This window comes from Janthinobacterium agaricidamnosum (assembly GCF_003667705.1).
Classification (GTDB): Bacteria; Pseudomonadota; Gammaproteobacteria; order Burkholderiales; family Burkholderiaceae_D; genus Janthinobacterium.
The window spans coordinates 1,450,933-1,470,806 of the sequence record NZ_CP033019.1; the positions used below are offsets into that span (position 1 = coordinate 1,450,933).

At 64.3% G+C, this 19,874-nt stretch carries 17 protein-coding genes; 8 read left to right on the forward strand and 9 right to left on the reverse strand.

Translation table 11 applies throughout. From position 1 onward, the window contains the following. Positions 1–13 precede the first annotated feature (13 nt). The 6 genes from D9M09_RS06655 to D9M09_RS06680 all read right to left on the reverse strand — a co-directional run bounded on the left by D9M09_RS06655 (position 14) and on the right by D9M09_RS06680 (position 8,165). Positions 14–1,507, reverse strand: a complete 1,494-nt coding sequence (locus D9M09_RS06655; protein WP_121668885.1) for a metal-dependent hydrolase family protein — start codon at positions 1,505–1,507, stop codon at positions 14–16. A gap of 141 nt (positions 1,508–1,648) precedes the next feature. Then, positions 1,649–2,500: a formate dehydrogenase accessory sulfurtransferase FdhD gene (fdhD, locus tag D9M09_RS06660; RefSeq protein ID WP_070312997.1), complete on the reverse strand. Its 852-nt coding sequence runs from the start codon at positions 2,498–2,500 to the stop codon at positions 1,649–1,651. A 14-nt stretch (positions 2,501–2,514) separates the two neighbouring features. Further along, entirely contained in the window at positions 2,515–3,435 is a 921-nt protein-coding gene (locus D9M09_RS06665; protein ID WP_070312996.1) for a bestrophin family protein, read from the reverse strand. A 13-nt stretch (positions 3,436–3,448) separates the two neighbouring features. Further along, positions 3,449–4,429, reverse strand: a complete 981-nt coding sequence (locus D9M09_RS06670) for a cytochrome d ubiquinol oxidase subunit II (RefSeq protein ID WP_121668886.1) — start codon at positions 4,427–4,429, stop codon at positions 3,449–3,451. Positions 4,430–4,459: 30 nt separating this feature from the next. Further along, positions 4,460–5,839: a cytochrome ubiquinol oxidase subunit I gene (locus D9M09_RS06675; RefSeq protein WP_070312994.1), complete on the reverse strand. Its 1,380-nt coding sequence runs from the start codon at positions 5,837–5,839 to the stop codon at positions 4,460–4,462. A gap of 13 nt (positions 5,840–5,852) precedes the next feature. Further along, complete coding sequence (locus tag D9M09_RS06680) at positions 5,853–8,165, reverse strand: FdhF/YdeP family oxidoreductase (protein ID WP_070312993.1); 2,313 nt, start codon at positions 8,163–8,165, stop codon at positions 5,853–5,855. A 197-nt stretch (positions 8,166–8,362) separates the two neighbouring features. Between D9M09_RS06680 and D9M09_RS06685 the strand changes: the two genes are divergently transcribed. Next, on the forward strand, positions 8,363–8,638 hold the full coding sequence (locus D9M09_RS06685; protein ID WP_121668887.1) for a helix-turn-helix domain-containing protein: 276 nt from the start codon (positions 8,363–8,365) through the stop codon (positions 8,636–8,638). Positions 8,639–8,742: 104 nt separating this feature from the next. Then, positions 8,743–9,831: a GTP 3',8-cyclase MoaA gene (gene moaA / locus D9M09_RS06690; RefSeq protein WP_121668888.1), complete on the forward strand. Its 1,089-nt coding sequence runs from the start codon at positions 8,743–8,745 to the stop codon at positions 9,829–9,831. A 5-nt stretch (positions 9,832–9,836) separates the two neighbouring features. Here moaA and D9M09_RS06695 read toward each other — a convergent pair whose 3' ends face one another. Further along, entirely contained in the window at positions 9,837–11,261 is a 1,425-nt protein-coding gene (locus D9M09_RS06695) for a PLP-dependent aminotransferase family protein (RefSeq protein WP_070312990.1), read from the reverse strand. Positions 11,262–11,416: 155 nt separating this feature from the next. On the opposite strand from D9M09_RS06695, the gene D9M09_RS06700 reads away from it, so the two are divergent. The 6 genes from D9M09_RS06700 to D9M09_RS06725 all read left to right on the forward strand — a co-directional run bounded on the left by D9M09_RS06700 (position 11,417) and on the right by D9M09_RS06725 (position 17,439). Next, positions 11,417–12,379 (forward strand): Dyp-type peroxidase, encoded by a 963-nt coding sequence (locus tag D9M09_RS06700; protein WP_162995600.1) that lies wholly within the window; start codon positions 11,417–11,419, stop codon positions 12,377–12,379. A gap of 45 nt (positions 12,380–12,424) precedes the next feature. Then, positions 12,425–12,808 (forward strand): hypothetical protein, encoded by a 384-nt coding sequence (locus tag D9M09_RS06705; protein ID WP_070224881.1) that lies wholly within the window; start codon positions 12,425–12,427, stop codon positions 12,806–12,808. A 107-nt stretch (positions 12,809–12,915) separates the two neighbouring features. After that, positions 12,916–14,751, forward strand: a complete 1,836-nt coding sequence (msbA, locus tag D9M09_RS06710; protein WP_121668889.1) for a lipid A export permease/ATP-binding protein MsbA — start codon at positions 12,916–12,918, stop codon at positions 14,749–14,751. A gap of 159 nt (positions 14,752–14,910) precedes the next feature. After that, on the forward strand, positions 14,911–16,038 hold the full coding sequence (locus D9M09_RS06715) for a toxin-antitoxin system YwqK family antitoxin (RefSeq protein WP_162995601.1): 1,128 nt from the start codon (positions 14,911–14,913) through the stop codon (positions 16,036–16,038). An 8-nt stretch (positions 16,039–16,046) separates the two neighbouring features. Further along, positions 16,047–16,865 (forward strand): toxin-antitoxin system YwqK family antitoxin, encoded by an 819-nt coding sequence (locus D9M09_RS06720; protein ID WP_121668891.1) that lies wholly within the window; start codon positions 16,047–16,049, stop codon positions 16,863–16,865. A gap of 79 nt (positions 16,866–16,944) precedes the next feature. Continuing rightward, positions 16,945–17,439: a MarR family winged helix-turn-helix transcriptional regulator gene (locus D9M09_RS06725; RefSeq protein WP_121668892.1), complete on the forward strand. Its 495-nt coding sequence runs from the start codon at positions 16,945–16,947 to the stop codon at positions 17,437–17,439. Here D9M09_RS06725 and D9M09_RS06730 read toward each other — a convergent pair. Together D9M09_RS06730 and nhaR are read right to left on the reverse strand one after the other, a co-directional pair. After that, positions 17,429–18,772, reverse strand: coding sequence for a chloride channel protein (locus D9M09_RS06730; protein WP_121668893.1), 1,344 nt, complete (start codon positions 18,770–18,772; stop codon positions 17,429–17,431). The genes D9M09_RS06725 and D9M09_RS06730 overlap by 11 nt on opposite strands. Positions 18,773–18,887: 115 nt before the next feature. Beyond that, positions 18,888–19,787, reverse strand: a complete 900-nt coding sequence (gene nhaR, locus D9M09_RS06735) for a transcriptional activator NhaR (RefSeq protein ID WP_121668894.1) — start codon at positions 19,785–19,787, stop codon at positions 18,888–18,890. Positions 19,788–19,874 lie beyond the last annotated feature (87 nt).

Here is a 19,874-nt window from a genome sequence, read left to right on the forward strand (position 1 = left end):
AACGCGCCCGCCTTCAGCCTGCCAGCGGCGCGCCCAGTTTGTTCTTGTAGATGCGGCCGTTCTTCATGATCAGGAACAGGCTTTCCTCGGGATGCGCAAGGAAATCGAGGTTTTTCGTGGGATCGCCCTCGGCCACCAGCAAGTCGGCCAGCGCGCCTGCCGCCAGCTTGCCCAAGGCGCCCGGGTAGGGCGCGCGCTGGCCGGACAGGGCCAGCAATTGTCCATTCTGCCCCGTCGCCTGCGCCAGCAAGGTCAGGGGATCGTAAAAGCGTGTGAGCTTGGCCAGCTGGCGGCCCTGCGTGGGCGTGTTTTTCGCGTTGAACAGGATATCCGTGCCCCAGCCCGTTTTGATGCCGTACTTTTGCGCCAGCGCATACGCCTTCACCGTGCCTTCCGAGACGATGGCCTGGCTGGCCTTGCGCGCCGCGTCGGGATACACGTTTGCATCCGCGTCTTGCAGGAACGGTTGCAAGCTCCACCACGTGCCCGTGTCGCGCATCATGCGCGCGGATTCGTCGTCGGCCAGCTGGCCGTGCTCGATGCTGCGCACGCCCGCGCGGATGGCGCGCTGGATGCCTTTCGGCGTGTAGACGTGGGTCATCACATACGTGCCCCAGTCGGCGGCCGCTTCCACGCCGGCGCGCAGTTCGCGTTCCGAATACTGGGTGCTGTCGAGCGGATCGTACATGGAGGCGACGCCGCCGCCGGCCATCATCTTGATTTGCGTCGCACCCAGCATCAGCTGCTCGCGCACGCGGCGCAGCACTTCCGCTTCGCCATCGGCGATCATGGCCATGCCGGCCGTTTCCGCCATGCCCAGCGGCGCGTTGGCCGCGCGCGGGATATCGGAACGCATGCGGAAGTCGCCATGGCCCGAGGTTTGCGAAATCATGGCGCCCGACGGGAAGATGCGCGGACCGTCGACGATGCCTTCATCGATGGCGCGTTGCAATGCAAAGGCGGGGCCGCCGGGATCGCGCACGGACGTGAACCCCCGCAGCAGGGTGCGCCGCGCTTCCTGCGCCGCCACCAGATATAAATAGCCGACGTCGGACGTCATGGCCGTCACCTGGTTGATGGCGGCCAGCATGGTGTGCCAGTGGGCGTCGATCAGGCCCGGCATCACCAGCTTGCCCTGGCAATCGATCACTTGCGCGCCCTCGACTTTCTCGCCGGCCGGCAGCAGGGCGGTAATCCTCGCCCCCGTCACCAGCACGTGGATGCCTGCACGGGGCGCCTTGCCCGTGCCGTCGAACAGGCGCAGATTGGTCAGCAACAGGGGACGCTCGGATGCTTGCGGCTGCTGGGCAATGGCATTGCTGGTGGACAAGCCGATGAAGGGCGCCAGCATGGCGGCCGTGCCGCCGAGAAATTGCCGGCGTCGCATGTCCGCCATCACCCGCTGGTGCAGGATGGTGAAGACGGTGCCTCCGCAGTCGCAGGCGCGCGGCTTCAAGCCACCCGTCTGCCAGGTGTCCGCCAGATGCTGTTCTTGTGCCAGGGCCATCGCGCCATCCTTTCATCGCTGCCGCGCCGGGAGCGTGGCAGCAGATAAGTTAATAATTAGTAACCATTGCCATTGAATGCCCGCTGCGGCGGCAAGTCAAGCGTGCACTTGCTTTACGGAAAAAAATGTAGCATCGGCTGTTCACGGTGCATGCTGGCCGCTATTTTCCCCTTCGCCCGCCGTGTAGTCGACAAAACCGTCGCGGCGGCAAAAGCTGGCCAGCTGCATGCCGGCCTGGCGCGCGATGCGAATCGCCAGCGAGGTGGGCGCCGAGATGGTGGCGACGAGCCCGATATGCATGCGCGCCGACTTGCGCACCAGTTCATAGCTGGCGCGGCTGGACAGGAAGACGAAGCCGTCGTGCATGGCGATGCGGTGCAGCGCCAGGTAGCCGATCAGTTTGTCGAGGCCGTTATGCCGGCCCACGTCCTCGAACACTTTTACCACCGCGCCCTCGGCCGTGCACCAGGCGGCCGCATGCACGCCGCCCGTCTTGTGCATCAGCTCCTGGTAGGGCAGCAGTTCGCGCGCGGCCCGGCCGAGGATGGCGCTGCTGGCCACCAGCGGCGGCAGGGGCCGCGTAATCTTTTCCGGCACCAGGTCCAGTAGGGCCAGGCTTTCGATGCCGCACACGCCGCAACCCGTGCGCCCCGTCAACGCGCGGCGGCGGGCCTTGAGCTTGATCAAATCGGGCTGCGCGATGGTCAGCCGTACTTCCGCGTTGTCTTCGCCGCAGCACACGTCGAGGTCGTAGATGTCGCGCACGCTGCCGACGATGCCCTCCGTCAAGGTAAAGCCGACGGCGAATTCCTCGAGGTCGCGCGGCGTGGCCATCATCACCGCGTGGGCGATGCCGTTGTAGACGAGGGCCACCGGATATTCCTCGGCCACCATGTCGTGGCCCGCCGTGGTCACGCCCCCTTGGTGGCGCACCATGGGCACTTCCAGGAAACCGTCGCGTTCGATGGTGGTGATGTCGATGTTGCATTCCATGATTTTTCCTCCGGTTAATCGATCAGATAGCGGGGGCAGGGCCGTATCGAGGGCGGCAGCGGGTCGCCGTTCAATTCCAGCAGCGAGCGTTCCGTTTCGCGCGTCATGGCGTTCAGGGCCAGGCAGTTGGGCGCCAGGCCGAACGGTTCGGCGATCTGCTGCGCGATGGCTTCCAGCGCGAACAGGGTGTAGGCGACGAAGACGGAAATAAGGGGCGTGGCCACGCCGATGGCGTCCACCAGGCCCAACGGCAGTAAAAAACAATACATATAGACGGTGCGGTGCACGAGCACGCCATACGGATACGGAATCGGCGTGTTCTTGATGCGCTCGCAGCCGGCCACGGTGGCGGCCAGATCGTTGAGCTGCGTGTCGAGCATCCACAGCAGTTGCGTCTGGCCCGGCTGGCGCTGCACGGCGTCGTGCAGCATGGCGCGCACCGCATGCAGTATGGCGATGGGCTTGAAGTTGACGCCCTGCAAGCGCTGCACGTCCTCGGCCGGCAGGTAGCGCGCCAGGTCTTGCTGCGGGTCCGTCTGGCGCAGCTGATGCTTGAGCGCGTAGACGAAGGCGATCAGGCGGCGCAGCAGCAACTGGTGGTCCAGGCCGCTCGTTTCCTGCGGCAAATACGTGAGCGCCTGCGAAGCGAGGGCCCGCGCGGCGATCAGCAATTGCCCCCAGATATGCCGCGCCTCGACGAAGCGGGCATAGCTGGCGTTGTTGCGAAAGCCGAGAAAGATCGCCAGGCTGATGCCGACCATGGGAAACGGCGCCGTATCGAGCGGAATCTTGACGCCGAAGATGCGGCCGTCCGTCAGCAGGGCCAGCGAACTGACGACCAGCATCAGCAGCAGTTGCGGGATGATGGCTTGCAGCACCGAGCCGTTCCAGACGAACAGCATGCGAAACCAGTTGGTGGTAGGCCGAATGATCATGATCTGATGCCGATCAATGCTTGCGGGGCACGACTTTGCCCTCGAAGACGTAATATTGGAACAGGTTGTAGCCGATCATGATCGGCAGCATCGTGCCCATGCCGATCAGCATGAAGATCAGGGTCGGCTCATCGGACGCGGCCGCCGCGATGCTCAGCTTGCCCGGCACGAGGTCGGGGAAGAAGCTGATGGCCAGGCCCGCGAACGACGCCAAAAACAGCACGATGGCGCCGCGGAAGGGGCCACGCACGCCGTTCACGTGCACGGCCCACAGGATGTAAATAAACGCGCTGGCGGCGACGGCGGCCAGGGCCAGCAGCACGCCGAACACGCCCGGCTGCGCCCAGCGGTCGTGGCCGATGGCGCTGAAGACCATGGTGCCGGCAGACAGCACGATGGCGGCCGCGACCGTCGCCAGCACGCTGGCCGTCGCGTAGCGGCGCGCGGCCGCTTCCAGCTGGCCGCCCGTCTTCTTGATCAGATAAGTGCTGCCCAGCAGGCAGTACCCGGCCACCACGCCCAGCGCCGTGCAGGCCGTGAAGACCGCACTCAGCGGGCCCGGCTGCAAGCCCGTGATGACCTCGCCCAGCACCACGCCCTGCGCCACGGCGGCCAGCAGGCTGCCCACGCCGAAGACCAGGTCCCACAGGCGCTTGTTGCCGGCCGCATGGCGGAACTCGATCGAGGCGCCGCGCATGATCAGGCTGGCGATCAGCAGCATGATGGGAATGTACAATTGTTCCAGCAGGGTGGCGTAGGCGCTGGGAAAGGCGCCGAACAGGGCGCCGCCCACCACCACCAGCCAGGTTTCATTGGCGTCCCACACGTGCTCGATAGATTGAAAGATCAGATTGCGTTCCTGCTCGCGGCCGGTGAACAGGCTGAGGATGCCCACGCCCAGGTCGAAGCCGTCCGTGACCACGTAAAACACCAGCATCAGGCCGATCAGGCCGAACCAGGCATTGCCCAGCATGGCATGCGAATTGATATCCATTACATACTCCTTGATTGATGGGGGCGCATTTCAATACCCCGCGGCATGGGCGGCGTCCGGCAGCGGCAGCGCCACGTCCGGGCCTTGCTGCAGCCATTTCTTGGCAAATACAAAGAAAGTGACGAACAGCACGATGTAAAACACGAAGAACATCAGCATGCTGCCGGCCACGGCATGGGCCGCCACGTCGGAGACGGCGTCGCGCGTGCGCAGCAGGCCGTACACGACCCATGGCTGGCGTCCCACTTCGCGCACGATCCAGCCGCATTCGACGGCGATGTAGGGCAGCGGTATCGTCAGCACCCAGGCCAGCAGCAGCTTGCGGTTGCGCACGAACTCCTGCACCCGCCCACCTGCCTTGCGCCAGGCGACGAAGGTCCAGAACGCCAGCAGCACGAACCACATGCCGATGCCGGCCATGGCGCGAAACGCGTAGTACAGCAGCGGCAGCGCGGGCGGCTGGTCTGCGCGGGCGATGTCGGCCAGGCCCGTGATCTTGCCCGTGGCGCTATGCGTGGCGATCACGCTGAGCATGCCGGGCACTTCGAGCGACCAGTCGTTCTTCTGCTCCGCCTGGTTGGGCCAGGCCAGCAGGGACCAGGCCGCCCCTTCGCCATCGGGGTTCGTGTGCCAGTGGCCTTCGATGGCCGCGCCCTTGGCGGGCTGGGTCTTGAAGACGTCGACGCCGCTCGAATCACCGAGCCACACTTGCAACGGTGCGATGACCAGCAACAGCATCAGCGCCAGCTTGAACGAGCGGGCGAAGAAAGCCGGTTCGCGGCGCTTGAACATATACCAGGCGGAAATGCCGGCGATGACGATCAAGCCCGTTTCCACGGCGGCCACCCACATGTGGCCCACGGCCCAGGCCATGTCTGGATTGAAGATGGCGGCCACGTAATCGGTGACGATGATCTTGCCATCAAGCACGCGCACGCCGGCCGGCGTCTGCATCCAGGAATTGGCGACCATGATCCAGAACGAGGAAATGCTGGAACCGAGCGCCACCATGCCGGTGGCAAACAGGTGCACGCCCTTCGGTACGCGGCCCCAGCCGAACATCATGACGCCGATGAAACCCGCTTCCAGCATGAAGGCCATGGCGCCCTCGAAGCCGAGGATGTTGCCGATGAACTGGCCCGAATGGTGCGAGAACGGCGCCCAGTTGGTGCCGAACTGGAATTCCAGGGGAATCCCGCTGACGACGCCGACGGCAAAGTTGAGTACCAGCAGCTTGCTCCAGAAGCGCGCGTGGCGGTAGTAGACGGGGTCGCTGGTGCGCAGCCACAGCGCCTCGACGACGAACAAAAACAGCGACAGGCTGATCGTCAAGATGGGCCACAGGATGTGGAAGATGGCCGTCATCGCAAATTGCGCGCGCGACAGGTCCAGGGTATCGAAACCGAACATGGCGTTCTCCTGTTCAGCTGGCGGCGGCCGACGGCGCCAGCAGCACGGGGATGGATTTGAAGGTCGGCGTGCGCGAGCCTTCGCCCACGCTGCCCAGCGGCACCAGCGGATTGGTTTCCGGGTAGTAGGCGCCGATGCAGCCGCGCGGAATGTCGTACTCGACCAGCAGGAAGCGGTCGGCGCGGCGTTCGATGCCGTCATGCCACACGCCGATCAGGTCGACCCAGTCGCCGGCCGCAAAACCCAGCATGGCCAGGTCGTCCTTGTTGATGAAGACGACGCGGCGCTGGCCGAACACGCCGCGGTAGCGGTCGTCCATGGCGTAGATCGTCGTGTTGTACTGGTCGTGCGAACGCGTCGTCATCAGCACCATCAGGCGCTCGCCATATTGCTGGCGCGCGCGGTGGATCGGCGTATCGCGTTCCACGGCGTTGACGAGGAATTGCGCCTTGCCGCTGGCCGTCTTCCACACCCGTTCGCGCGAGGCGATTTCCAGGTGGAAGCCGCCGGGCTTGGCTATGCGCAAGTTGTAGTCGAAAAAGTCGTCGAATACTTGCTCGATGGAGTCGCGCAGCAGCGCATAGTTGCCGGAAAAGCGCAGCCAGTCGATCTTCTCGCTGCCCACGGTCGCCTGCGCCATGCCGGCCACGATGGCGATTTCCGAGCGCAGATTGGGCGAGGCGGGCTGGTTCATGCCGAACGAGATGTGCACCATGCTCATCGAGTCTTCCACCGTCACGCCTTGTGCCACGCCGCCCTGCACGTCGATTTCCGTGCGGCCCAGCGTAGGCAGGATCAGCGCATCCTTGCCGTGCACGAGGTGGCTGCGGTTGAGCTTGGTGGCGATGTGCACCGTCAGGTCGCACGAACGCAGCGCGTCCCAGGTGCGCGGCGTGTCCGGCGTGGCCATCGAGAAATTGCCACCGAGGGCGACAAACACTTTCACCTTTTTCTCCAGCATGGCTTCGATGGTGCCGACGGCGTCGTAGCCGTGGTGGCGCGGCGGTTCAAAACCGAACACCAGGCCCAGGCGGTCGAGGAATTCCTTGGTCGGCTGTTCCTCGATGCCCATGGTGCGGTCGCCCTGCACGTTCGAGTGGCCGCGCACGGGGCACAGACCCGCGCCGCGCTTACCGATATTGCCGCGCATCATCATCAAGTTCGACAGGATCTGCACGGTGGCCAGCGAATTCTTGTGCTGCGTCACACCCATGCCCCAGGTGGCGATGACGGCCTTGCCCTTCACGTAGATCTGCGTCAATTCTTCGATCTTGTCGCGCGCCACGCCCGATTCGGCCAGCAGCAAGTCCCAGCTTTCCGCGCGCAGGTCGGCGGCGAAGGCGTCGAAGCCGCTCGTGTGCTCGGCGATGAAGGCACAGTCGAGCACGCGCTCCTGGCCGTGGGCGATGGCGTCATCATCGAGCTCGACGACGCGCTTGGCCATGGCCTTGATCAGCGCGAAGTCGCCGCCCAGGGTGGGGCAGATGAACAGCGAACAGATGTTCGTGCTGCCGCCCGTCAGCATTTCCAGCGGATGCTGCGGGCTGGTGAAACGCTCGAGGCCCCGTTCATGCAGCGGGTTGATGGAGACGATGGTGGCGCCGCGGCGCGATGCTTCGCGCAATTCGCCCAGCATGCGCGGGTGGTTGGTGGCCGGGTTCTGGCCGAACAGCAGCAGGGTGTCCGCATGCTCGAAATCGTCGAGCAGCACCGTGCCCTTGCCGATACCGACGGTTTCCGGCAAGCCACGGCTGGTCGCTTCGTGGCACAGGTTGGAACAGTCGGGGAAGTTATTCGTGCCGTAGGCGCGCACGAACAGCTGATACAAAAAGGCCGCTTCGTTGCTGGCGCGGCCCGACGTGTAGAAGGCGGCCTGGTTCGGGTCGTCCAGCGCGTGCAAATGGTGCGCCACCAGGGCGAACGCATCGTCCCAGGCTATCGCCTGGTATTTGTCGCTGGCCGCGTCGTACACCATGGGGTCCGTCAAGCGGCCATGTTGTTCCAGATCATAGTCCGACTGCTCCATCAATTCCGTGACCGTGTGCTCCTGGAAAAACTCGGGGCGCACGCGCTTGCTCGTCGATTCGGCGGCCACGGCCTTGACGCCGTTTTCGCAGAATTCGAACGTCGACGCGTGTTCGCGGTCGGGCCAGGCGCAGCCGGGACAGTCGAAGCCGTCGGGCTGGTTTTGCTCGAACAGCGAGCGGTAATTGCCCGCGCTGACTTTTTCCTTGAACAGGTTGATGGCCACGTACTTGAGTGCTCCCCAGCCGGCCGCGGCATGGGTGTAGGGCGCGATGCGCGCGTCGGACTTTGGCTTGCTCATGATGACTCTCCTGGTGATATGCGATGGGACAATCACATGGTAGGGGCGGCGGACTGCCCCGTAGGCGCACAGTTCCGGACAAAAAAACAGAGTACAGATGGGCATGCGCCGATTTGCATCGCACCCGCCATGCCGCTGATTTATGATGCAAACGAGGGAAGTGCATTGCGCATTTCCAGCCTTCAACGAGGAACACTATGCAACAGGAAGAAGGAATCGACGCGGCGCTGATAGCGCTGCTGGCGCTGCTGTGGGAGGCGCGTCAGGAGGCGCCCGATAAACCGTGGTCGCTGGCCAAGCTGGCCAAGCGGGCAGGGGTACAGATGAGCACTTTGTTGCGCCAGCTCAATGCGCTGTCCAGCGCGCAACTGGTGAACGTGACGACGGCGGAGAGCGGCGGCGGCAGTGCGCTGCTGAGCGAAGCGGGCGCGCAGCTGTGCTCCAGCGTGTTCGCGCCGCCGCCAGCAGAGTAAAGCCGCATCTGTACTCTATCGCCCGGCGCTGGACTGTACCTCCTGGCCTGCCCCCATTCGCCCTATGCTACGTCCTGACGAATGCACATCAAGGGGGAAGCACAATGAACACCATCCTGTATCCGCAGCCAGCACTCCGGCAGCCAGACCATATCGCGCCGTGCGTGGACATGCTGGGCCGTCCCCTGACGGACTTGCGCATTTCCGTCATCGACCAGTGCAACTTCCGCTGCACCTATTGCATGCCGGCCGAGCTGTACCCCAGCGATTACCCGTTCCTGCCATCGAGCGAGCGCCTGTCCTTCGCGCAGATCGAAACGATGGCGCGCGCCTTCGTGCACCTGGGCGTGGATAAGATCCGCATCACGGGCGGCGAACCGCTGCTGCGCAAGAACCTGGAACAGCTGATCGAGATGCTGGCGCGACTCACCACGCCGGACGGGCGCGCCGTCAGCATCGCGCTGACGACGAATGGCAGCTTGCTGGCCGCCAAGGCGCGCTCGCTGAAGGACGCTGGCCTGGAGCGGGTCACCGTCAGCCTCGACAGCCTGGATAACGGCATCTTCCAGCGCATGAACGGCGTCGATTTTCCCGTCGAGAAAGTGCTGCACGGCATTGAGGTAGCGCAAGCCGTCGGCTTGCATCCCGTGAAGGTCAACATGGTCGTGCAGAAAGGCGTCAACGACAGCCAGATCGTGCCGCTGGCGCGCCATTTCCGCCACACGGGCGTGGTGCTGCGCCTGATCGAATTCATGGACGTGGGCGGCATCGGCGCCTGGTCGCGCACGCACGTCGTCACGTCGGACGCGGCGCGCGCGCTGATCGCGGCGGAATTTCCCCTCGTATCGCTGGGCGAAGGCAAGCCGATCTCGCATGAAACGGCCAGCCGCTACACTTATCTCGATGGCGGCGGCGAAGTGGGTTTCATTTCCAGCGTGTCGCAGCCGTTCTGCGGCGACTGCAGCCGCGTGCGCGTCTCGTCCGATGGCAAGCTGTTTACTTGCCTGTTCGCCCAGGACGGCCTCGACCTGCGACCCCATCTGGATACCGAGCAAGGGCTGGAAACCGTGCTGCGCCGGCACTGGCAGCGCCGTGGCGACCGCTACTCGGAAGTGCGCGGCGCGCTGGCCCAGGCCGGCGGCGCCCAGCGCAAGCAGTATCCCACCGTGCGCATGTCGCTGGTGGGCGGGTGAATGGTTTACAAAAACTCGGTGATCAGTTTGCCGAGCAGGATGATCGCCTGTTCCACGTCCACGCTCCACGGATAGCTGTAGTTGAGGCGTATGCAATGCTTGTAAGCCTGGCTGACGGAAAACATGCGCCCCGGACCCACCGTGATCTTGCATTCCAGCGCGCGCCGGTACAGTTGCATCGAATCCACGTTGCCGGGCAACTCCACCCACAGCACGTAGCCGCCTTGCGGTTGCGAGACTTTGGTGCCAGCAGGAAAGAAGCGCAGCGCGGCGGCCGCCATGATGCGCGCCTGCTGGGCGTAGGCCTTGCGGGTGCGGCGCAGATGCTGTTCGTAGCCATCGTTTTGCAGGTATTCGGCGATGGCCAGTTGCGGAAACGAGGACGTGGCCAGGGTGTTGAGGAATTTGAGTTCCTCCACCTTGCCCCGGTAGCGCCCGGCCAGCGCCCAGCCCACGCGCTGGGCCGAGCTGAGGCTCTTGGAAAACGAGGAACAGTGCAGCACCAGGCCCTTGCGGTCGTAGGACTTGAGCGAGGACGGGTGGGCGTCGCCGTAATACAGCTCGTTGTAGACGCCGTTTTCGATGGCGGGCACGTCGTGCTGTTCCAGCAGCTGATACAGCGCGCGCTTGCGCTGGTCGGACATCTGGAAACCCAGCGGATTCTGGAAGTTCGGCATCACCATGACGGCGGCGATCGGTTGCCGCGCCATGATGTCGGCCAGCGCTTCGATGCTGATGCCGTCGTACGGATCGGTGGAGATTTCCACCACCTTCATGCCCAGCCGTTCGACGGCCATCAGCATGGCATAGAAGGTGGGCGACTCGACGGCGATGGTGTCGCCCGGCCTGGCCACGGCTTGCAGGCACAGGTTGATCGCTTCCGTGGCGCCCACGGTGACGATGATTTCGTCGGGATCGACGGCCAGGCCGTTTTCCATGTAGCGGCGGGCGATTTCGCGGATCAGCTGCGGGTTGCCCGGCGGCAGGTCGTCCGTCATGTTCCACTCGCGGTTGCGGCGCGCCACGGCGCCCGCATACTGATTGATGCGTTCCCAGGGAAACAGCGAAGGGTCGGGGTAGGGCGAGCCCAGCGGGATGGCGTCGTGCAAGCCGATCGAGCGCAGGGTCGACAGCACCAGGCGGCTGACGTGCACTTCGGCAGGCACGGTGCTCGGCTGGGAGGCTTGCATGCACAGGTCGGCCGGCTGTGCATCGCCGTCGGCGCGGGGCCGCACGAAGTAGCCGGACTGGGGCCGGCTTTCGATCACGCCCATGCTTTCCAGCTTGACGTAGGCGCGCAGCACCGTGGTGATGCTCAGCTTGTGCTGCTGGCTGGTCTGGCGCACGGAGGGTATGCGTTCGCCGGGCAAGAGCACGCCCTTGGTCACCAGTTGCTCGATGTCGCTGACGAGCTTTTCATACAATTTCATTGGTATCCATTCTTGAATCTTGCTCTACGTCATTGCATTATCGTTCAATTTATGACGACCTATAGTTACAGTTATCGCATGTTGCCTAAATGAAACTCCCAGGCTGCACTTCTGGTTTAATATCCATAGAGAAAACTAAAAGAGGAACATCTGTCATGGCAATTCCACAAAGCATGCTGTCTGTCGTCGCGCGCGACGAAGTGCATTTGCAGTTCAATGTGAAGGCCGGCGTTGAACCGGAGCAGCTGTTCAGGGTGTTGGGAAAACTGTGGGAATCCGAGGTCACGGGCATCCTGGATCCAACCCTGAACCGCCACCATCAGTTAACAGGCGGCACGGCCAATGTGGTGCTGGGATTCAAGCCCGAGCTGTGGCGCGCCGCTTGCCCCGGCTGCGTGCCCGACAACATGGCATCGTTCGCGCAAGACCTGGTGGGCGCCAATGGCAAGACGGCGCCGGCCACCCAGCACGATTTCTGGGTCTGGATCACGCAATCGAACGCGGCCACCCTGTACGACAGCATGCGCACGACGCTCACCTTGCTGAGCCCTTACGCCGAGCTGGCCAGCGAGCAGGTGTGTTTTCCGTATCACAATAACGTGACCTTCGACGGCTTTGCCGACGGCGTCGCGAATCCGAATCCGTTCCGCGCCAACGGCGTGGCCATCATCCCGGACGGCGAGGCGGGCGCGGGCGGCTCCACCGTGCTGCTGCAGAAATGGCGCATGGACGTGGAGCGCCTGCGCGCCTTGCCCGTGCACGCGGCGGAGCAGGTGTGGGGCCGCACCAAGGCCGGCAGCCATGAATTGTCGCCGCTGCCCGTCGATTCCCACGTGGGCCGCAACCAGTTTATCCGCGATGGCGAGGAAGTCGATATCGTGCGCCGCAATGCCAATTACGCCAATGCGACCGAGGCGGGCGTCATGTTTGTCGGTTTCTGCAAGGACATCACGGTGACCATGGGCATGCTGCGGCAAATGTACGGCGTAGGCTATGATGGCGTCACCAAGACGGACAGGCTGCTGGATTTTTCCACGGCGCTGTCGTCGGCGATCTATTTCGTGCCCAGCATCGACGCCTTGCTGGCCGTGGGTATTTCGCCGGCGGATCCCGGCTAAGGGCCGCCCCGGCGGTCCCTATTTTTACTTAACTAGGAGTTTTCCATGCGTATTCGTCCCGCCACACTGCTGTCCACCTTGATACTGGGCAGCGCCGTCTTCAGCGCTTCCGCTTCCGCCGTCGGCCTGGGTTTCCTGGCCGATACGCCGATGGCTTACCTGAACAAGAACGACAAGCCCGTCTTCGTGAAAGCCGTCACCGACGTGCTCAACGACAAGAAGGATGGCGAAACCGTGCAATGGAGCAATGAAGGCTTGCGCAATTCCGTGCGCATCGCCGCCGACATCACGGCCAGCGACACGGAAAAGACGGACGCGCAAACCTGCCGCAAGGTGCAGGTGGGCTTGAACGCCAAGGGCCAGGAACAGACCCTCAAGCTGAAAGTCTGCAAGGCTGGCACGGCCGCGTGGAAAGTGGCGAAGAGCTGATCGTCCGTGTTTTCCTTGCCGGTCCTGCGCCGGCAAGGTGACGACTTTCTCATAGGTGAGTCTGGCAGCGGTTAGAATCACGTTTTACCCTCACTTTTCTCACCTGCATGCAGCAAAGTCGCCTCCTGTTCTTCCGCCTGGCCGGCCAGTTTCGCCGCTATGGCGCCATCGTTGCCGCCACTTTGCTGGCCGTGGGCGTGGCGTCCGCCACCGATGTGTTGTTAATCCGCCAGTTGCAAAACGTCGTCGACGCCATGCGCACGACGGCCAGCACGCAGGTCGCGCCCGTGTCCGGCGTGATGGGCATGCTGCAGGGCTGGGTTGATCGTTTCTTGCCGGCACAGGCGGGACAGGTGGATCTGTGGGTGATTCCCGCCACCATCCTGGGCCTGGCCGTGCTGCGCATGGTGTCGAGCTTTGCCGGTGATTACGGTTCCGTCTGGCTATCGAGCCGGGTGCAGGCCGATTTGCGCGAAAAGATGTTCGCCACCATCATGCGCCTGCCCAGCCGCTTCTTCGATACCACCACTACCAGCCTGACGCAGTCGCGCGTGGCCTTCGACGCCAGCCAGGTGTCGCAGGCCGGCTTGAACGTGCTCAACGTGATGGTGCGCGATTCCGTCGCCACCGTCGGCTACCTGATTTTATTGTTTAGCATCGACGTGAAACTGGCCCTGTTCTGCATGGCCTCAATGCCCATCGTCGCCATCGTCGTGACCCTGGCGGGACGGCGCATGCGCCACCTGAGCAAGAGTTCGCAGCAAGCCGTGGGCGAGCTGACGTCCGTGCTCGATGAAAGTATCGGCGGCCAGCGCGTGGTGAAAATCTTCGGCGGGCAAGACTATGAACAGGCGCGCTTCGGCAACGTCGTCAAGCGCAACCGCCAGCTGGCCGTCAAGCATGCGGCCACCTCGGCCATGAATTCCGGCTTCATCATGATGCTCGTCGGCATTACCCTGTCGTCCGTGATTTATTTCGCCATGCTGCGCGCGCAAAGCGGCGCCATCACGCCGGGCGCTTTTGTTGCCTTCATGGGCGCGCTGATGGCCATGCAGTCGCCGATCAAGAACCTGACCAAGATCAATGAGCCGCTGCAGCGGGGCCTGGCTGCGGCCGAGTCCGTCTTCGGTTTGATCGACACGCCGCTGGAACCGGACCCGGGCACCATCGCCCCTGCCGCCGTGCAGGGCAATCTGTCTCTGCAGAACGTGCACTTCCGCTACAACAGCGACGACCCCGATGCGCCCACGGCCTTGAGCGATATCACGCTCGACATCCGCGCCGGCGAAACGGTGGCCCTCGTGGGCGGCTCGGGCGGCGGCAAGACGACCTTGCTGGGCCTGCTGCCGCGTTTCTATGACGTCAGCGGCGGCCGGATTTTGCTCGACGGCGTCGACGTGCGCGACTACGCGCTGCTGGCCCTGCGGCGCCAGTTCGCTCTCGTCAGCCAGGATGTGATCCTGTTCAACGATACGATGGCGGCGAATATCGCGTACGGCGACCCGGCGCCGGACATGGCCCGCATCGAAGCGTCGGCGCGCGCCGCCTACGCCCACGATTTCATCATGCAGCTGCCGCAAGGCTACGCGACCCAGGCGGGCCAGAACGGTTCGCGCCTGTCGGGCGGGCAACGCCAGCGCCTGGCCATCGCGCGCGCCCTGTACAAGGATGCGCCGATCCTGCTGCTCGATGAAGCGACCAGCGCGCTGGACACGGAGTCGGAGCGCTCCGTGCAGGCGGCGCTGGAAGTGCTGATGCGCAACCGCACCACCATCGTCATCGCCCACAGATTATCCACCATCGAAAGCGCCGACCGCATCGTCGTCATGCAGGGCGGGCGCCTGGTCGAGTCGGGCAGCCATGCCGCCTTGCTGCAGCAGGGCGGCGCGTATGCACGGCTGCATGCGAGCCAGTTGTCGCCTGTCAAGGATGGCATGGGCTGATGTGTGGCGCGCTTGCCGCGCCAGCGCATGTCCCCGGACCGGGGCCGGACCAGCAGGTCTGGTCCCGGTTTTTTATTGTTGGGACGGCAATCGTGCCCATGGCGAACGGCGCTTGCCTTTATGATAGTGGCCGCAAAGCAACATGAACAATGGAGCAACATGAAGAATCACAAGACGATGCGCTGGCTGCTGGCCGCCGCGCTGGGCATGGGCGCAGCCCTGCCATTGGCGGCTCAGGAACAGCCCGAAGGGCAAATGCCAACGCCAACCTTGCAGGAGGAAGACCACACCATGTATCTGGATGAAAATTTCATGCCAAGCAACCAACGCCGCGCCGTGTATGCGTTGCGCACGCCGCCCGTGCGCGACGAGTCGCTGGGCGCCTGGCATGTGCGGCTCGAATTTCCCGACACGCCGGGCGTGCTGGCCTTTGAAACCTATGCCACGGACCTGGACCTGAGTCAGATCAGGTTCGTGCGTTTTCGCAAGTATTACCACGAGAATGGCCAGCTGCTGCGCGAAACCTACTTCAATGCCCAGGGCGAGGAGCTGCTGGGCGGCTGCGTGTACTTCGAGAATGGCCAGATCCAGCAGAAGGTCACGCCGCTGCCGAACGGGCGCGACAGCATCTCGGAAACGTATCACAAGAACGGCCAATTGATGAGCCGCACGCTGTACCACGGCGACGAGATGGCCGATGGCGAGCACGTGTCGTATGGCGCGAATGGCGCCGTCAGCAACCGCTCGTATCGCCGCAATGGCCAGATGGATGGCGTGGAGGAATCGTTTTATCCGGATGGCAAACTGTTCCGAAGGGGACGGCACGTCGATGGCCAGCGCGAGGGCGAGTTTGTCATGCTTGCCGAGGACGGCAAGGTGCTGGCCCGGACCGTCTGGGTGCACGGCCAGCCCGACGGCTGGTCGTTTGAAAGCCATGGTAATGGCGTCGTCTCGAACAAGACGTTGTACCGGAAAGGTGCCGTGCTCAGCTTGCAAACGTGGGGGCCGAATGGCCAGCCCAAGTTTGCGTGGCAGAAAGACGCGCAGGGGCGCGACCACGGCGACACGACCGACTGGCATGCCAACGGCGTGCGCGCCAGCGTGACCCCGTTTGTCGAAGGCCAGCGCCACGGCTTGCTGCAGACCTGGTACAGCGATGGCAGCCTGCGGCAGATCGTGCCGTATGAGCATGGCAAGAAGCACGGCATCGAGCGCCAGTGGGACAAGGCGGGCAAGCTGGTGCTGGAACAGACGTGGCAGGATGGCCAGCCCGTGGCGGCGCAGTAGGGGGGCGCATGCGGTATGCACAGAAAATGCGCCTGGCGCTGCTGGCAGCGCTCATGACGGTGCTGCCGCTGGCGGCGCAGGCGCAGGCGCTGGCTGGCGGCACATCGTTCTATGACAACGGCCAGCTCAAGCAAAAGGTGACCCTGCTGCCGAACGGACGCGACCGTATTGTCGAGTCTTACCATGAGAATGGCCAGCTGATGAACCGCATCCGCTACCACGGCCAGCAAATGGCCGATGGCGAGTATGTGTCGTATGGCCCGAATGGCAAGGTAAGCAGCCGCGCCTTCCTGAAAGGCGGCAGGATGCATGGGCTGCAGCAAGTGTTTTACGCCGACGGCAAGCTGTTCCAGCGCAGCCATTTCATCCATGACCAGCAGGATGGCGAGGCCGTCACCTTGGCGCCCGACGGCAAGGTAGTCGCCAGCACGATGTGGCGCCATGGCGAGCCCGACGGCTGGTCGTTCGATAGCCATGACAATGGTCAGCTGGCGCAGAGAGCGCTGTACCGCAAGGGCAAGCTGCTGAGCATGCAGAAGTGGGGCAGCAATGGCCAGCCGACCGTTGCCTGGCAGCAGGATGCCCAAGGGCGCGAGCAGGGCGACGTGACGCAATGGCATGACAACGGCGTGCGCGCCAGTGTCACGCCCATGCGCGACGGCCAGCGCCATGGCTTGCTGCAGACCTGGTACGCGGACGGCAGCCCGCAGCAGGTCGTGCCGTATGAACATGACAAGAAACACGGCATCGAGCGCCAGTGGGACCCGGCTGGCAAGCTGGTGCTGGAGCAGGCTTGGCAAGCTGGAGAGCCAGTCCCCATGCGCTAGGAATCTCCCCGCCTTTGCAGGTATCATGCAGGGATTCCGGCCCGCCAGCAGGCGCGCAGCCGGGACGATAACGGAGGCAATGGTGGTGGAAGCGGACATTTCGGTGGTGGCCAGAGCGCAGGGCATGGCCTTGCAAAACATGCGCGTCGTCATGCGCGCGGCGCAGCGGCACTCGGCGCAGATCGAGAAGCAATGCGGCGTGTCTGGCGCGCAACTGTGGGTGATGCAGGAATTGCTGGAGCGGCCGGGCCTGCGCATGGGCGAGCTGGCCGGCAAGATGTCGATACACCAGACGACGGCCAGCAACCTGGTCGAGGCGCTGGTGAAAAAAACCTATGTGCGCAAGGCGCGCGACCAGCCTGACCAGCGCGTCGTCACCCTGACCCTGACGGCGGAAGGGCAAGCCGTGATCGCCGGCGCGCCGCAGCCGGCGCGCGGCTTGCTGCCGAGCGCGCTGGCCCAGCTGGACCCCGACAGCCTGGCGCACCTGAACCAGGGCTTGAACGCCTTGCTGGCCGTCGTCGCCCCCGATGACAGGCAGGCGGGCATGCAGCCGTTTCCGTTTACGATGTAGTGTCCCGGCCAACCTGCAGCTGCAGCGGCAACCGTTGCAGCTGCAGCTGCGCCAGCGCCCCGTACAGCGGTTCGCTGAGCACGCGCGAGACGGTGCTGGCCACCACGGCGCAGGCCATCAGGCTCAGCACCATGCCGTGGCCATCGACCATTTCCATGACGATGATGAACGCCGTCAGCGGCGCCTGCGTGGCGGCGGCCAGGAATCCCACCATGCCCAGCGCGATCAGGGCGGGCGCATGCGGATAGTGCAGCAATTGCGCGATGTCATGCCCGATGCCGGCGCCGATGGCCAGGGATGGCGCGAAGATGCCGGCCGGCACGCCCGACCAGACGGTCAGCCACGTCGCCACATATTTGAAGGCCACAAAGGCGGGCGCCACGTCGGACGCGCCTTCGAGCATGGCGCGCGTGGCCACGGTGCCGCTGCCGAACGTGGCGCCGTGGCTGGCGATGCCGATGGCCGCCACCAGCAAACCGCAGACGGCGGCAAACAGCACGGGCCGGCCTGTTCTCCACGCCGATAATTTCCCCAGCGGATTGCCCCGGGCGGATGCCAGCAGCAGCCGCGCAAACAGGCCGCCGGCCACGCCCGCCACGAGGGTGACGAGTAAACCTGGCAGGGCCAGCGCCAGGCCGATGGGGCCGGGGTGGATGATGCCGAAGTGGGTGGCGTTGCCGTGGATCGAGACGGCCATCATGCCGGCCAGCACGATGCCGGCGACGATGAGGCCGCTGTTGCGTTGCTCGGGCGAGCGTGACAATTCCTCGATGGCAAACATGACGCCCGCCAGCGGCGTGTTGAAGGCAGCCGCGATGCCGGCCGCGCCGCCCGCCACCAGCAGCGAATGGGCGCTCACCTGCGAATGGCGCGGCAGCCAGCGGCGCGCGGCCAGCATCACGCCGGCGGCGATCTGCACGGACGGCCCTTCGCGCCCCAGCGACAAGCCGCCCAGCAAGCCGCCCGCCGTCAGGACTATCTTCGCGGCACTGAGTTTCAGGGACACGAACAAGGAGCGCTGCTCCGGTGCCACGGCCGGATCCAGCGTGGCCATCACTTGCGGGATGCCGGAGCCGGCCGCGCCCACGGCATAGCGGCGCGTCAGCCAGACGAGCAGGGCGGCGCAAGCCGGTGTCCACAGCAGGGCGAACCACCAGGCCTTGCCGTTAAAAAAGAGAAAACAATCGAGCGCTGTTTCCGCCAGCCACGTAAAGCCCACGACGACGAGGCCCGCGACGGCGGCCATGCCGACGACGACGGCACGCGACCACCACAGGCGCGGGTTGGCAAATTCATGCTTGAAGGCAGAGGGGATGTCGTGCAAGTGCTTCATTGCGGCAAGTCCAGGAAGGGGCGCGCAGGGCGTCGGGGAGGCTTGCCATTATATAGATGTATTTGCTCAAATGTATTTACGGGGTTTTAATTGTGGAACTTCAGTTGTGGAACTACTACACGAACAGTTCGCGCCGCGCGCTCTGGCTGATGGCGACGGTGGCCGGGTGGCTCAGCCGCCGCTCCGTGGTGATCGCATACACTTGCTCGACGAGGCTGTCGACCCGGCCCAGCGCCACCACGCCATGCTGTTCGCACACCTGGGGCGCGATCACGGTGGGGGCGAAGAACAGGCCGGCGCCGGACTGGCCGAAGGCCTGCATCATGGCGCTGTCGTCGAACTCGCCCACGATGCGCGGGTGCAGATGGTTGTCGCCCAGCCATTGCAGCAGGCGGCCATAGATGGCGAAATCCTCGCCCGGCAGCAGCAGCGGCGCGCCGTTCAGGCATAGCGGAAAGCCGCCTTCCAGGGTGGCGGCCAGCGCCGGCGTGCCGAACAGGGTCATGCCGCTTTCGCCCAGCAGGTGGTTGTAGCCGCGCACGCTCAGATGGGACGGCATGGGGCGGTCGGCGATGATCAGGTCCAGCCGGTGCACGGCCAGGTCCGCCAGCAGGCTGGCCAGCCGGCCTTCGCGGCAGATCATGCGCAGCGGTTCGGCCAGGCCCAGCGCCGGTTCGACCAGGCGGCAGGCGATCAGTTTCGACACAGAATCGGCGCAGCCCACGCGAAACGTGGTCGTCGCCGTGCGCGACTGGTCGCGCACGATTTCCAGCAATTCGTCGCCCGTGCTGAAAATCTCTTCCGCATGGCTGAGGATGCGTCTGCCCGTGTCCGTCAATTCCAGCTTGCGCCCGCTGCGGCGGAACAGTTCCACGCCCAGGGTGTCGGCAAAGTCGCTGAGCTGGCCCGAAATCGATTGCGGCGTCAGGTGCAGCTGCTCGGCCGCGCGGGCGATGCTGCCCGTCTTGGCCACCATCCAGAAATAGCGCAAGTGCTTGAAGTTGAGTGTGGACATGTTTGTTCCCGGCAAATTAATACATCGAATTTTTCGATGTATTCATAAATTATATTCGATTTGTTCGATGTTTATATTCAGCCTATG